The organism is Pseudomonas sp. GNP012, assembly GCF_054343835.1.
This window is the reverse complement of record NZ_JBTGUU010000001.1, coordinates 2,598,884-2,612,481: the sequence shown is the minus strand read 5'-3', so window position 1 is coordinate 2,612,481 and position 13,598 is coordinate 2,598,884. Positions and strand designations below refer to the sequence as shown.

The 13,598-nt window shown below is 58.4% G+C and carries 12 protein-coding genes and 3 pseudogenes; 10 read left to right on the top strand and 5 right to left on the bottom strand.

Going from position 1 to position 13,598, the window contains the following annotated elements; genetic code table 11:
- The first annotated feature begins 4 nt into the window (after nucleotides 1–4).
- The 7 genes from ACXX83_RS11650 to ACXX83_RS11620 all read left to right on the top strand — a co-directional run bounded on the left by ACXX83_RS11650 (nucleotide 5) and on the right by ACXX83_RS11620 (nucleotide 4,484).
- On the top strand, nucleotides 5–1,585 hold the full coding sequence (locus ACXX83_RS11650) for an aldehyde dehydrogenase (NADP(+)) (protein ID WP_458548532.1): 1,581 nt from the start codon (nucleotides 5–7) through the stop codon (nucleotides 1,583–1,585).
- Between the two features lie 176 nt (nucleotides 1,586–1,761).
- Nucleotides 1,762–2,061 (top strand): DUF5629 family protein, encoded by a 300-nt coding sequence (locus ACXX83_RS11645; RefSeq protein WP_458548531.1) that lies wholly within the window; start codon nucleotides 1,762–1,764, stop codon nucleotides 2,059–2,061.
- On the top strand, nucleotides 2,054–3,223 hold the full coding sequence (locus ACXX83_RS11640) for a lactonase family protein (protein WP_458550192.1): 1,170 nt from the start codon (nucleotides 2,054–2,056) through the stop codon (nucleotides 3,221–3,223). Before ACXX83_RS11645 ends, ACXX83_RS11640 begins: the two co-directional genes overlap by 8 nt.
- Before the next feature lie 156 nt (nucleotides 3,224–3,379).
- The gene (locus tag ACXX83_RS11635) at nucleotides 3,380–3,559 is read left to right on the top strand and encodes a hypothetical protein (RefSeq protein ID WP_007979950.1); all 180 of its coding nucleotides are present in this window, start codon (nucleotides 3,380–3,382) and stop codon (nucleotides 3,557–3,559) included.
- 217 nt (nucleotides 3,560–3,776) lie between these two features.
- Nucleotides 3,777–3,902: a hypothetical protein gene (locus ACXX83_RS11630; RefSeq protein ID WP_007979948.1), complete on the top strand. Its 126-nt coding sequence runs from the start codon at nucleotides 3,777–3,779 to the stop codon at nucleotides 3,900–3,902.
- A 115-nt stretch (nucleotides 3,903–4,017) separates the two neighbouring features.
- Complete coding sequence (locus ACXX83_RS11625; RefSeq protein WP_458548530.1) at nucleotides 4,018–4,230, top strand: hypothetical protein; 213 nt, start codon at nucleotides 4,018–4,020, stop codon at nucleotides 4,228–4,230.
- Nucleotides 4,227–4,484, top strand: a complete 258-nt coding sequence (locus ACXX83_RS11620) for a hypothetical protein (protein ID WP_007979945.1) — start codon at nucleotides 4,227–4,229, stop codon at nucleotides 4,482–4,484. The genes ACXX83_RS11625 and ACXX83_RS11620 overlap by 4 nt, the downstream gene beginning before the upstream one ends.
- Before the next feature lie 163 nt (nucleotides 4,485–4,647).
- Here the strand turns inward: ACXX83_RS11620 and ACXX83_RS11615 are convergent, their stop codons facing one another.
- The 3 genes from ACXX83_RS11615 to ACXX83_RS11605 are packed head-to-tail and all read right to left on the bottom strand — an operon-like array spanning nucleotide 4,648 to nucleotide 10,123.
- Nucleotides 4,648–5,244 carry a glutathione S-transferase gene (locus ACXX83_RS11615; RefSeq protein ID WP_458548529.1) on the bottom strand — a complete coding sequence of 199 codons (597 nt, stop codon included), beginning with the start codon at nucleotides 5,242–5,244 and terminating at the stop codon, nucleotides 4,648–4,650.
- On the bottom strand, nucleotides 5,241–8,882 hold the full coding sequence (locus ACXX83_RS11610) for an AAA family ATPase (protein ID WP_458548528.1): 3,642 nt from the start codon (nucleotides 8,880–8,882) through the stop codon (nucleotides 5,241–5,243). Before ACXX83_RS11610 ends, ACXX83_RS11615 begins: the two co-directional genes overlap by 4 nt.
- Entirely contained in the window at nucleotides 8,879–10,123 is a 1,245-nt protein-coding gene (locus ACXX83_RS11605; RefSeq protein ID WP_458548527.1) for an exonuclease SbcCD subunit D C-terminal domain-containing protein, read from the bottom strand. Before ACXX83_RS11605 ends, ACXX83_RS11610 begins: the two co-directional genes overlap by 4 nt.
- 241 nt (nucleotides 10,124–10,364) lie before the next feature.
- On the opposite strand from ACXX83_RS11605, the gene ACXX83_RS11600 reads away from it, so the two are divergent.
- The 3 genes and pseudogenes from ACXX83_RS11600 to ACXX83_RS11590 all read left to right on the top strand — a co-directional run bounded on the left by ACXX83_RS11600 (nucleotide 10,365) and on the right by ACXX83_RS11590 (nucleotide 13,111).
- Nucleotides 10,365–12,092: an RHS repeat domain-containing protein gene (locus ACXX83_RS11600; protein ID WP_458374531.1), complete on the top strand. Its 1,728-nt coding sequence runs from the start codon at nucleotides 10,365–10,367 to the stop codon at nucleotides 12,090–12,092.
- Nucleotides 12,089–12,289 (top strand): annotated as a pseudogene (locus tag ACXX83_RS11595) (RHS repeat-associated core domain-containing protein); the annotation flags it as partial. The gene ACXX83_RS11600 and the pseudogene ACXX83_RS11595, both read left to right, overlap by 4 nt.
- Before the next feature lie 15 nt (nucleotides 12,290–12,304).
- The gene (locus ACXX83_RS11590) at nucleotides 12,305–13,111 is read left to right on the top strand and encodes a hypothetical protein (RefSeq protein ID WP_458548526.1); all 807 of its coding nucleotides are present in this window, start codon (nucleotides 12,305–12,307) and stop codon (nucleotides 13,109–13,111) included.
- A gap of 23 nt (nucleotides 13,112–13,134) precedes the next feature.
- Here ACXX83_RS11590 and ACXX83_RS11585 read toward each other — a convergent pair.
- Nucleotides 13,135–13,275 (bottom strand): annotated as a pseudogene (locus ACXX83_RS11585) (hypothetical protein); the annotation flags it as partial.
- Between the two features lies 1 nt (nucleotide 13,276).
- Nucleotides 13,277–13,452 (bottom strand): annotated as a pseudogene (locus ACXX83_RS11580) (metallophosphoesterase); the annotation flags it as partial.
- Nucleotides 13,453–13,598 lie beyond the last annotated feature (146 nt).

The following is a 13,598-nucleotide window of genomic DNA, read 5'->3' as shown; positions in this document are numbered from 1 at the left end:
ACCCATGACCCGGATTCTTGGTCACAACTACATCGGCGGCCAACGCAGCGCCGCCGGCAGCGTCAAGTTACACAGCGTCGATGCCAGCACCGGCGAAGACTTGCCCCACGATTTTTATCAGGCGACACCGCAGGAAGTCGATGCGGCGGCCCACGCAGCAGCGATCGCCTATCCGGCCTATCGCAGCCTGAGCCCGGAGCGACGGGCGCAGTTTCTCGATGCCATCGCCGATGAACTGGACGCCCTCGGTGACGACTTTGTCGCTGTCGTCTGCCGAGAAACGGCGTTGCCCGCAGGGCGGATTCAAGGCGAGCGTGGGCGCACCAGCGGGCAGATGCGTCTGTTCGCCAAAGTGCTGCGTCGCGGTGATTTCTACGGCGCGCGAATCGACCGGGCATTGCCTGAACGTCAGCCGTTGCCGCGTCCGGACCTGCGTCAGTACCGCATCGGCCTGGGACCTGTGGCGGTGTTTGGTGCCAGCAACTTTCCGCTGGCGTTCTCCACCGCCGGCGGCGATACCGCCTCGGCGCTGGCCGCCGGGTGCCCGGTGGTGTTCAAGGCCCATAGCGGCCACATGGCCACGGCCGAGCAGGTGGCGGATGCGATCATTCGCGCTGCCGAAAAAACGGGTATGCCGGCCGGCGTGTTCAACATGATCTACGGCGGGGGTGTCGGCGAGGCACTGGTCAAGCATCCGGCCATCCGGGCCGTGGGGTTCACCGGTTCGCTCAAGGGTGGTCGGGCCCTGTGCGACATGGCCGCGGCACGAGCGCAACCGATTCCGGTGTTCGCCGAGATGTCGAGCATCAACCCGGTGATCATCTTGCCCCAGGCATTGCAGGCGCGGGCCGACACGGTTGCCCGGGACCTCACGGCCTCGGTGGTGCAGGGCTGCGGGCAGTTCTGCACTAATCCGGGTCTGGTGATCGGCATTCGCTCGGCGTCGTTCAGTGCCTTTGTGCAGCAAGTGGCCGGGCTGATGGCAGATCAGCCGGCGCAAACCATGCTCAATGCCGGCACCTTGGGCAGCTACGGACAAGGCTTGCAAAAACTGCTGGCGCATCCGGGAATTGAACACCTGGCCGGCAATCCGCAACAGGGCAATCAGGCCCAGCCGCAGCTGTTCAAGGCTGATGCCCGCCTGCTGCTCGATGGCGATGAAGTCCTGCAAGAGGAAGTGTTCGGGCCGACCACCGTGGTGGTCGAGGTCGCGGATCAGGCGCAACTGACGGCCGCCCTGAACGGCCTGCACGGCCAATTGACCGCCACCGTCATTGGCGAGCCGCAAGACTTCGAGCAGTTCGCCGGGCTGACGGCATTGCTGGAGCAGAAGGTCGGACGCATCCTGCTCAATGGCTATCCCACTGGCGTGGAGGTCTGTGATTCGATGGTCCATGGCGGGCCTTATCCGGCAACGTCCGATGCGCGCGGTACATCGGTGGGCACGCTGGCCATCGATCGTTTCCTGCGCCCGGTGTGTTTCCAGAACTACCCGGACAGTTTGCTGCCGGACGCGCTGAAGAATGGCAATCCGCTGCGCATCCAGCGACTGGTGGATGGCCAATCGTCCCGCGAGGCGTTGTAACGACTCACCACAATCCCTGTGGGAGCGGGCTTGCTCGCGAAAGCGGAGTGTCAGCCAACAGAGATGTTGAATGATAAACCGCCTTCGCGAGCAAGCCCGTTCCCACAGTTTTGTGTGAAACTTTGGTCGGGTGCTTGCGCTATCATTGGTGCTTTCCCATTCAAAGATTGACTGCCATGACTTCCGCAACCGACACCCTGCTCAACGTCCTCGAACACTGCGATATGGTGGAAATCGACGGTTTTCACGCTTTCGAATTCTCCCTCGATGAATTCGACAACCTGCACATCGAATGCATGGATGGCCGCGCGGCCAAGCACTGGGAGTTCACGCCGGCGCAAATCCAGGCGGCGAGCTTCGATCCAACCCTGCAAAGCTGGCTGATTACAGGTGATTCCGGCGAGCACCGGTTGGTGTGCATGACCGCATACCGCGGTGACAACGATGACGGCGAAGACGCGCAAGACGATGCGTAACCTCTGGCCACTGTTGATGGCCAGCAGCATCGGAGCGATGGGCGTCCAGGCCGCATCCGCCGAGGACTATCAACTGCTGGTGGGCTCCTACACCACCGGCCAAAGCCAGGGGATCTATCGCCTGGCGTTCGACAGCAGTACCGGGCAGATCGATGCCAGGCCCCTGCAAGTGATCAAGAGCGAAAACCCGTCGTGGCTGACCCTGTCGAAAGACCAGCGACACCTGTTCGTGGTCAACGAAAACGGTCCGGGCCAGGCTGATCCGCTCGGGCGCGTCAGCAGTTATGCGATTGATCCCAAGACCCATGGGCTGAGCCTGATCAGCCAGGTGCAAAGCCTGGGCAACGAGCCGACCCATTCCAGTCTCAGCGCCGATGGCAGCCATTTGTTTGTCAGCAATTATTCGGTGGCCGAAGACCCCGGCGGCACCCTCGCGGTGGTGCCGGTGGCGGCCGATGGCACGCTCAAACCTGTGGTGCAGATGAGCAGCCACCCGGCGAGCCGGGTCAATCCCGAGCGCCAGGCCTCGGTCCACGTGCATTCGACCGTCCCGTCGCCGGACGGTAAATACGTGTTCTCCATCGACCTGGGCGCCGACAAGGTGTTTGCCTACCGTTTCGACCCAAAGGCCAATCCGCAGCTGCCATTGACCCCGGCCAACCCGGCATTCGTGCAACTGCCGCCCGGTAGCGGGCCGCGTCATCTGCTGTTCAGCAGCGATGGCAAGCACGCCTGGCTGACCATGGAAATGAGCGCTCAGGTGGCGGTGTTCGATTACCACGACGGCACGCTAGAGCAGACGCAGATGGTCGACCTGGCTGCCGGGCAACCCGTCTCGGACAAGGCGGCCGCCGCGTTGCATGCCTCGGCCGATGGCAAGTTCCTCTACGTCAGCAACCGTGGCACGGCCAATCAACTGCTGGTGTTTGGCATTGACCCGGTAACCGCACGCCTTACCGAACTGCAACGCCGGGCGGTAGAAGGCGATCATCCGCGGGAGTTCAGCCTTGATCCGAGTGGCAAATTCCTGTTGATCGCCAACCAGAAGAGCAACCAGATTGTCGTCGTCGAACGCGACGCCAAGAGCGGTCTGTTGGGTCAAACCGTGCAAAAACTACCGATGGACGCCCCGAGCGACCTGAAGTTTCTGCTGCGTCAATAAGCCGCAGGCCCCGGTTGATGGGGCCTGCCTGCTTTTATCAATGACGCTGATATCTGGTACTGCTACAAAGCATTTCAAGGCGCGAACCCTCGAGGGTTAAGTTTGCTTCACGGCCCCACCGGGCAAGCAAGCCAACTGAATCCGAGGAATACCGCCATGAACTTCAACATCTTCTCTGTCATCGCCGCTTCCGCCATTTCTGCCACCGTTGCGCTGCCAGCCAGTGCCAACGTTGAAATCAGCGACAAAAAAGCCCACACCCAGAGCTACACCCAGAAATACCTGCAACAGAGCGCCAACTTCTACGCCGCGCTGGATCACAAGACCCAAGCCTGAACTTCCCCCCCTGCCTTTATGCAGGAGCGAAGTCATTGATGATCGAAGCGCCTGATGCTGAGAAGCAGGTGTCGAAAACGATCAGAGTGATGTCGCTCCTGCATAACGCATTTGCGACAGCATCATTTTGCTATCAATGTCGCGCTTGATATCACATGGCCATGCGTTTAAATTGACGCTGATTTTTTGACTCCTCCTCACGGCAAGGATCGGCAGCATGGTGACGCGTCTGGCATTGGTTCTTCTGTTTCTCTATTCCACCCCTATTTTGTCGGCATCCGACGCTGTTTCCGGTGAACCGGATGCTGCGCGCGAGCGCTTGATGAGTTTTATTGAAGACTGAAATAGTCTGGCTTGATGATCAACGAAGCTGATGATCACTATGGATAACCCTGAGTGGTTACCCAGGCTTTTTTGATCGATTCTGTGGGCATTGAAACATGCCTGCGGAGAACATCATGGCCAGCGCAATTCTCACTTCTGCCAAACTCGGTGCCTATGTAGCGATCGGCCTGTACCTTGCCATGGTGCTGTTGGTCAGCCTGTCAGCCCAGTCACAATCCAGCTTCGAAGCACCGATCCAGGTCGCTCATCCCGGCACCCAGTTTGACCACCGTGCGCAAAACGCCAGCGTTGATCAGGCTGAACTCGCAGGAGTCGCCGGCGCATGAAAGGGCACAGACTTTGGGTCATCGCCTTCCTGGCGTTCATGACCAACGGATCCTCCCTGCTGGGGATCGGACAGGGCTCGGCGGGCTCGGTGGCACGCGCCATCGAAGCCAATCACAACATTGCCCGCAACATCGAAAATGCCAATGCGCAGGGCATGCTGGCCGGTAATCCGCCGATCAGGAATGAAGGCGTGGTTTTCGGCCCGTTCCAGGTGGATTGCTCGGCGATCGGGATGTGTGGGGTGTTGGCTTGAACCCTGCTGGTCACTGAATCCTTTGTGGCGAGGGGGCTTGCCTGTGGCGAGGGGGCTTGCCCCCGTTCGGTCGCGAAGCGGCCGTAAATCCGGATGACCAGAAAAAGCTTGGGGCTGCTTCGCAGCCCAACGGGGGCAAGCCCCCTCGCCACAGGGGTCGTGCTTACTTGCGCATCACACTGGTAAACAGTTCAGACTCCAGAAACCGCTGCAACCAGTCCTGCAACCGCCGATACGGCGTCTGCGCAAACCATTCGCGGTCGACGTGGGCGAACTGGCGCACGAAGGGCATCAGCGCCACGTCGGCCAGGCTTGGATGGTCGGCCAGCAAATAGTCGCGTCCCTCCAGCAACGCCTCCAGCCTTTGCAAAAACACCTCGCCCTCGGCGCGATAAACCTCCATAGGTTGCTCGGGATAACGCTCGGCGTACTTGTAGCGGTTCAAGTGCACCTTGAACACTTGATCGTTCTGTTCGATCAGCAGGGCGATCTGCGCCGCTGCGTCAGGATCATCCTTGAGCAGCCAGTCTTGCGGATCGTTCTGTGCCAGGGCCCAGCGCATGATGTCGAGGCTTTCGTCGATCACCCGGCCATCGGCGCTCAGCACCGGCACCGTGCCTTTGCCCGACAGCGCGAGCATCTCGGCGGGCTTGGCCTTCAGGCTGACTTCGACGATGTCCACGGCCACTGCCGAATAACGCAGGGCCATTCGTGCACGCATGGCGTAGGGGCAGCGGCGGAAGGAATACAGCGTGTTCATTTCACCTCCAGGATGCTCAGGCCGTTGCCCTGGCGGCGGACCTGAATCTGCACCGGAATCCGTTCATGCATTTCCTGTACGTGGGAAATCACCGCGACCTTGCGGCCCTGGGCCTGCAAGCCGTCGAGGGCGTCCATGGCCAGTTGCAGGGACTCCGGATCGAGGCTGCCGAAGCCTTCGTCGATGAACAGCGACTCGATTTTCAGCGTACTCGATGCCATCGAGGCCAGGCCGAGGGCCAGTGCCAGCGATACCAGGAAGGTCTCGCCACCGGACAGCGAATGCACCGAACGCAGTTCGTCACCCATTTCGGTGTCCATCACCAGCAACCCGAGCATGCTGCCGCCGCGCTTGAGGCGATAACGGCGCACCAGTTGGCGCAATTGCACGTTGGCGTGATGCACCAGCAGGTCGAGGTTGTAGGCCTGGGCGATCTTGCGGAAGGTGTCGCCGGTGGCGGACCCGATCAACGCATTCAGGCGTGCCCAGCGTTGATACTCGTCGTAGGCGTCGGCAATCTGTTGGGCCAGGGCCTGATTGGCGTTCTGCCGGCGCTGGTCTTCGACCTGCTCGGCGCGCAGTTCGGCGCAGTGCTGCTCGCTGACGGCGAACTGATTTTGCAGGTCGGTGAGGGCGGTGGCGAGTTGCTCGGCATCGAGATGGCCGTTGTGCTGGGTTTGATGATCGAGCAAGCGCTGATCACGCTCCTGCAGCAGCACCTTGGCCTGTTCGATGGCTTTTTCGTTGTGTTGCAAACGTTGGCGCAGTTCGCTGACTTGCGTGTCGTCGACCCGCAGCAAGTCTTCGAGGCCACCGTCATCCAGCTCAGGATGTCGGCCGCGCCAGTCGGCGATTTTGTCGGTGAGATCGCGATCTTCGTTTTCCAGCGCTTGCAAACGCTCCTGCTGCGCCTTGAGTTCGGCGGCGATCTGCACCCTTTGCGTACTTACGTGCTGCAGCTCCTGCGCCGTTGTTGCCTGGGCACAGCGTGCTTGCTCTACGGCGTTTTCCAGCCCTTGCTGCCACTGCTCGGCGCTGCCGTGCTCGCCCAGCAGTTGTGCAAGCTGGTGCTGGCAAGCCCGTTGCTGTTCGGCCAGTGCACTGAATTGCCGCTCGGCGATTTGCAGTTGTTGTACGCGGGTTTGCTGGCGATCCTGTTCTTTCTCAAGCGTCTGTTGACGCTGTTGCTGCTCGGCAAGTTCTTCCTTCTGCTGATCGAGCTGTGTGAGGCGTTCGGCGATCTGCCGATCCAGCTGCATGAACGTCGCAGCAGGCTCCTCCCGCACTGCTTCGAGGGTTTCGGCCGGCAGAAGACTGCCGAACGCGCTGAGCTCCTCGTCGAGCCGCTGACGGTCGCTGCTCAGTTCGCGCTGCTGGTTGCTCAGGTGCTGGGCCGCTTGCTGGTGCGCGGTTTCGGCGTGGCGCAATTGCTGGGTCAAGCGCGCGGCGTCCTGCTGCAGGGTGAGCAGGGCGCGCTGACGTTGTTCGTCCTGAGTGATGCTCTGGTTCAACTGATCGTTTTGCCGGGTCAACCAGGCGTCGCGCTTTTCGGCGTCCTGGTCCAGAAGCTGTGCAGCCAGTGGGTGAGCGTCGAGGCTCGGAGCCAAAGCTTGTTGTTGGGCGTCCAATTGCTCCTGTTGTTGCAGCAGCTCCTTTTGCCGGGCGATGACGCCCACCACCTCGGCGCGCAGTTCGGTGAGTTTTTCCTTGAGCTGGTCGACCGCTTGCTGCGCGCGGGTCTGTTCGTTTTCATCGTGGCGACCGAGACTTTGCAGCAGCGCTTCGGGCTGATGGTAAGGATGCTCGTGACTGCCGCAGACCGGGCACGGCTGGTCGTCCTGCAACTGCGTGCGCAACTCTTCGACACTCGCACTGCGGGCCAGACGTTGGCGCTCCAGCAGTTCCCGGGTGACGTTGAAGGTTTGTTCGGCGACCGTCAGTTCGGCTTTGGTTTTCACCCCGTCCTGAGTCAGGCGCTCACGTTCCTGTTGCGCGGTGAGCTGACGCTGTTGCAGTTCGGTACTGCGCTTGTCCAGTTCCTGCTGGCTGGCCCACAGCCGCGTCAGGTCTTCGACAGCGCGCAGCTGTTTACGGTTGTCCTGCAACAGGTTGCCGAGGATGCCGATCTGCTCGGCTACGGCGTCCGGCTCCGCACCGGCCTCTTTGAACAGCACTTCAAGTTGCTGCTTTTGCAAGGCGAGTTCTTCGCCGTAGCGGGTGGCGTTTTGTTCGAGGGTCGCCAGCTCGGCCTGGCCTTTATTCAACCGGTTGCCGATCAACATCAACTGTTGCAGGCGATCCCGATAGGCATTCCACGCGTCGCTGAGCGGCGCCAGATGGGCGCTTTGTTCAAGCTCGGTGGCGATACGCTGCAAACGTTCGGCAACGTGCTTCTGCTTTTCCAGCAAGGCTTGAATGGCACTTTGGCCCTGGATGCAGGCTTGTTCTGCGTTGTGCTTCGCGTCGGCGCTGAGGGCGGTTTCCCTGGCCAGGCGGGCGAGGGTGCTTTGTTCTTCGAAAGCCTGACGCAGCAGCGGAGCACTGTCGGTTTGTCGTTGTTGGGCTTCGCTCAGGGCGATTTGTGTGGCCGAGAGGTTTTGCTCCAGCGACGTCTGGCGTTCAGTCAGCTCGTGCTGCTGCCGGGTATGGGCAGCAACCTGTGCAGCCAGTGGCGTCAGCAGTGCATCGAGTTCGGTTTTGCGCGCGAACTGGTGCCGTTGCGGGCCGAGTTGTTCCAGCCGTGTCAGCTTCAAGCGCTCGTCGGCCAAACCTTCCCACTGCTGTTGGGCGCTTTGAAGTTGCTCGGTCGCTGCGAGTTGAGCGTCCTGCAACTGACGCAAATCCTTGAGCCAGGTGTGCTGCTGCTCAAGCTGTTTGAGTTGTGCCTGCTGCAATTTCTGCTGTTGTTGCGCTTCGTTGAAGCGCGCATCCAGTTCTGCACGGACCTGCGGCGCCAGCGGCGTCACACCGCTGGCCTGATCCTGCAGCAGCTTGTGAACCTCGCGAGCCTCCTTGGTCTTGTCGAAGGCGCGACGACCGAGACGGGTGTAGAGCGCGGTGTCGGTGAGTTTCTCCAGCAGTTCGCTGCGGTCGTTGTCGTCGGCCTTGAGGAATGCGCTGAACTCGCTTTGCGCCAGCAGCACGGCGCGGGTGAACTGTTCGAAGTTCAGCCCCAGCGCGGCTTCGAGCTGAGCCTTGTATTCGCCTTTCTGGCTGGCCAGCAACTGGTCCTGATCGATGTCTCGCAAGCTCTGGCGGCTGGCCTGCAGTTTGCCGGCGGCCTTGTCCCGAGCGCGATTGGCTTCCCAGCGAGCGCGGTAGCGGCGGCCGTCGACTCCGACGAAATCCACTTCCGCATAGCCTTCACCGGTGCCGCGCCGCAGCAGGGTTCGCGGGTCGCCGGTGCCGATTTCGCCGTCGGCGTCCGGCACTTTCGCGTCGCGGCCGGTGTTGTTCAGGCGTGGAACGGCGCCAAACAGCGCCAGGCACAAAGCATCGAGCAACGTGCTTTTACCGGCACCTGTGGGGCCGGTGATGGCGAACAGTCCGGCACTGGCCAGGGGTTCGGCGGTGAAGTCGATTTCAAAGGGCCCGGCCAGGGAGGCGAGGTTTTTCAGGCGGATCGCGAGAATTTTCATGGCTGTTCGCTCTCCATCTGCACGTCTTGCAACAGCTCGGCAAAGTCCTTGAGGGTCTGCTCATCGACCTCGCTGCCGTAGTTGTCCTGCCAGGCACGGCTGAACAGCTCCTGGGGCGTGAGCTGGTCCAGCTCGATCAGCGTGCTGCCCTCATCGGCACCGTCACGGCTGCCGTTGCCGGCGTACTCGGCGGCGATGCGCACCAGGCGCACGGCCTTGCCTTGCAGGGCGGTTTCCACTTGATTGCGCAGGTCGGGCTGCGGCTCATCGAGGCGCACCCGCACCTCCAGCCACGGTTGGCGCTGGATGTCGGCCAACAGGTCGATGTCCGGCAGGTCCGCCAGCTGCAGCAGGATCTCGCTCAAGGGCGCCGGGCCGATGCGTTGCAGGTTGACCGCGCGGGGAATCAGTTTCGGCTCGACGCTGACCAGGGTTTCGCCGTCGAGCCTGATGTCGAGAATCTGGTGCTGATAGCTGATCTCGGAGAACGACAGCGGAATCGGCGAGCCGCTGTAGCGGATGCGCTCCTCGCCGTTGACCTTCTGCGGTTTGTGCAGGTGACCCAGGGCAACGTAACTGATGCTCGGCCCGAACAGGCTGACGGGCAGGGCTTCGGCGTTGCCGATGATCAGGCTGCGCTCGGAGTCTTCCGACACCGAGCCGCCCGCCATGTGCGCGTGGCTGATGGCGATCAGTGCCTGGCCTGGTGTGCGCTTGGCGTTGGCCGCTTCGATCAGCCATTCGTGCACCTGGCCGATCCCGCGCAGATAGTTGTCGCCCAAGTGCGCGCCGGTGACTTCCGCCGGGCGCAAGAACGGCAGCGCCAGGCACCAGGCGGTGACTTCACCACTGGCGTCAGGCAACGGTAACAACAGGCGCTCGGCATCCAGCTGTCCGTCATCCAGCCACAGCACACGACCGAGCGCATGGGTGCGCAAGCGGCGCATCAAGGGGGCCGGCAGCTCGATCCGCGAGCCGGAATCGTGGTTGCCGGCAATCATCACGATGGTCAGCGACGGCTGCTGCTCGTGGGCGCTGACGATGAAGTCGTAGAGCCGCTCCTGGGCTTTGACCGGCGGGTTGACCGTGTCGAAGATATCGCCGGCGATCAACAGCACATCCGGCTGATCCAGTTTCAGCTGGCGCAACAGCCACTCAAGAAAACAGCCATGTTCGAAATCGCGATCCTGGCCGTGCAGGTTTTGCCCCAGGTGCCAGTCGGAGGTGTGAAACAAGCGCAAGGCGGACTCCGGTACAAAAAACAGGTGATGGCCGCGTGAAAATGAAGGCGGCGAAAGGGGGGAGAGTTTACTGGGAAAAGCGCTTGACGGGATCAACCAAATGCTTGAGTAGAAAGTCTTTTCAGACGTGTTCGAAGTGGCGAGGCGGCGATGGTATCGCCGCTTTGTGGTTGTTGGCTTCAGGCAACCTGTTATTTCTGACAGTAGAGGCAGCATTAACACTCATGCTATAGAAGTGCGCATGAACAATACCTTTTTGGATCGTGCCACACCCGCGCTGAGGGTCATTGACCCTCGTGGTGCTGTTTGTCGTGAAATTGCCTTTTGCCGCTCCCAAGCCGATCAGGTACCGGAACGACGAGTTACGCGCTTTGGTTACGATTTGATGGGGCGAGAAATCACCAGTTGGGATCCCAGGCTATGGGCGAAAGTAGAGTTGGGGAATACACTCGCGGCCAATCTAATTCGGGTGCGTAGTTTGTCCGGTGCCGAGCTGCTTACAGATAGTGTTGATGCAGGTTGGCGTGTGACATTGTTTGGGGTCGCTGGCATGGAGTGCCATCTTTGGGATAGTCGCAAGAGTGAGTTTCAGTACTCCTACGATTTTTTACTCCGGCTGATTGCGGTGCAGGCATCCGCAAAAGATGAACAAGAAAAAATAGTTGAGCGATTTTGTTATGGGGATACCGGGGAGGACGCCATATTTCGAAATCAGGGTGGCCGCCTTGTTCGCCATGATGATGAGGCAGGCACGTTGCGTTTTACCCGATACTCACTGGATGGCCACCTGTTGGAGGAATCCAGGCAGTTTATGGCGAACCTGGATATTTCCGATTGGCCGTCCGATTTGTCTTCGCGTGACAAGTTGTTGGTGGATGAATGTTTTATCTCAATGTTTCGTTATTTTGCGTTGGGCGAAATGCGTGCTGAAGTTGATGCATTGGGCAATACGAAAGAATTCACTTATACACGTGCTGGAGAATTGCGAAATGTAAAGCTTAAAGCGTCTGGCAGTGATGAGTCATGCGCTTTGGTCAGCAATATAAGCTATAACGCCCAAAGACAGATTGAGAGTGAGCACTTAGGGTGTGGTGCAAATGTCGTCGCTGAATATGATCCTGAAATCAATCGGCTGAGTCGGCTTGTCATCAGTCACGGTCTCTCGAAGATTTTGCAAGATCAACGATATGTCTATGATCCGGTTGGTAATGTCTTGCATGTTGAAAACGTTGCTCAGTCGGTAAGTTTTTATAAAAACCAGAAAGTAGAGCCGGTTAGCATTTATCGGTACGACAGTCTCTATCAACTTGTTGAAGCAACGGGCCGTGAAATAAGCTTTCCAATATTTGGGCCTCAATTGCCGGTGTGGCAAAAAGTGCCTATTGATCCGAATTGTTTACGCAGTTACACACAGAGTTTCGAATATGACCGTTCGGGAAATCAGCGAGTTCGATTTCACAGTAATTCGCCAACAATCAGGATGGCGGTTTCCGAGTTTGGCAATCGGAGTTTGGGTCAAAACGAGGATGGTTCACTGCCGACTGAGCAGGAAATCGCTGATGGGTTTGACGCTAACGGGAACCAGCATGAGCTTTCTCGTGGCCAACGAATGTCGTGGAATGTTCGTAATCAACTGCACAAGGTCACTATGGTCAAACGCAAGAGTGGTAGTGATGACGAAGAACGATATTTTTACGATGGTACGGGACGACGTGTGAGAAAGGTGCACCTGACACAAGTTGGAAGTCGGACCCTGTTGGCTCAGGTATTTTATCTTCCCGGCCTTGAGATCCATCGATGCGAAAATCGCGAACACCATGTAGTGGATATCGAACTGGGAAGGTGTCGTGCCCGGATAATGCAGTGGGCGCAAGATCCCGCAGTTGGAGTCACTAATGATCAAATAATCTATGGCTTGAAAGATCACCTTGGGTCAAATACTCTCGAGCTTGACGGGGGGGCGGGCTGAGCAGTCAGGAAAGTTACTATCCGTTTGGTGGGACTGCATGGCATAGCAGCAGGAGTGAGGAAGCATCAAAGTGCAAAGTAATTCGGTATTCAGGCAAGGAGCGTGATGCTACAGGGCTTTATTATTATGGTTTCAGATATTACGCCACCTGGTTATGTCGCTGGATAAGTCCGGATCCGGCCGGTACGGTGTATGGTCAGAATCTCTATGCGATGGTCGAGAATCGACCCACGTCACTCACTGACATCGATGGTTTGAAGCCGGGCTTTCCGGATGCTGTGAGCCAATCTTTCCAACATCCGAATCTGAAGGCGAGGTTTGACCAGTTGGACCAAAAAAGTCAAGCGGCACAGCGCTTCATACAGGAAAAATTTGAACGGCCGGACGTTCATCCTGAGTCTCATTTAATCAGTTCTACATACTTCCATGATGAGGGCGGTCATCGCTATGAAAGTTGGTTTGTGAATGAATTTCGCGAAGATATCTGGGTTTTCAAAGAAAACTATATAACCAAGCCTCCGCGAAGTGACAAGATGGACGCTGGCGGTGTACTTGGGTTTTATGCTAGCGATGTTGCGCGGTATCAGTATGAGGTTGTCGCTAATCAGCTTGGTTTTTTTGGTAGGTTACCCTCGATTATAAAAAGGGAAAATGTTCTGAATTTTACAGCGCTCACCAATACGGAAAGCAGTGCAAATGAATTGGACGATTTAAGTACGGCTTTTTTCACTAAAACACCGAACGGAAAAAGTACAAGGCGAATAATCGAAGATTTCGATCTGGAAGCCGTCAGTGTGGAAAAAATCAAAAACTCAGATGGTGAATTTGATTTTCTGATTCATGTGCAGCCTAAAAATATTCAGCGAGCGGAACCGCAAGCATTCACGGCGAAACCGCAAGGGGGGTCGACAGATCGCGATGACGTAGCGACAAGATCAGAGTTCTTCGGATCAGATCCGATAAAAGGGTCATTCCGCAGAGGATCTGTAGATATGAACCACTTCGATCGTTACTGGTGATCCTGCAAAAATGCCTGGTTTCCTTACTTCGGATAAAGCCGCGGCAACCCACTGTCGCCGACCGGGTCCTGTACCCGTTCGGCCATCGGAATCGCCTTGATCGCCCGCCAAAACTCGTCACCTTGCCGGTACTGGCCGGTTTCGCTGTAGAGCACGTCGTTCAAGCTGAGCTTTGACAGGCGGATTGACCGCGATGAAGATATCGCCTGCGATCAACAGCACATCCTGCTGATCCAGTTTCAGCTGGCGCAACAGCTACTCAATCAGCCATGTTCGAAATCGCGATCCTGGTCGTGCAGGTTATGCCCCGGGTGCAAGTCGGAGGTGTGAAACAAGCGCAAGGCGGACTCCGGTACAAAATAGGTGATGGCCGCGTGAAAAATGAAGGCGGCGAAAAGGGGGGAGAGTTTACTGGTAAAAGGGCGGGAATGCAGAAGGCAAAAAAAGCAGCCTGCGACATTTCCTACAGGATATGCGCATGTCCCAT